1 protein-coding gene is annotated in these 253 nt (G+C 64.0%); it reads left to right on the top strand.

Translation table 11 applies throughout. The annotated features are described in order from the left end of the window. On the top strand, positions 1-253 hold a 253-nt coding region (locus F6X40_RS41745), incomplete at both ends, for an IS30 family transposase (protein WP_187631917.1).

Here is a 253-nt window from a genome sequence, read left to right as displayed (position 1 = left end):
ACGCATGCCGCGTACACGCGGCACAGACCGACGCGGACAGATTCCCGACATGGTCAGTATTCATGTGCGGCCGCCCGAAATCGAGGACCGACTGCTGCCCGGACACTGGGAAGGCGACTTCATCGTGGGCGCGGGCAATCAGTCCTCGGTCGGCGTTCTGGTTGAACGGACCAGCCGCCTGGTGCTGCTCGCAAAGATGGAAGACGCCACCGCAGCTTCGGCGCTGGCGGGCTTCTCCGCCAAACTCAATTCG

The organism is Paraburkholderia sp. UCT31 (assembly GCF_014397655.1).
Classification (GTDB): Bacteria; Pseudomonadota; Gammaproteobacteria; order Burkholderiales; family Burkholderiaceae; genus Paraburkholderia; species Paraburkholderia tuberum.
The sequence above is the reverse complement of the archived record's forward strand: the minus strand, read 5'-3'. Positions and strand labels throughout refer to the sequence as shown.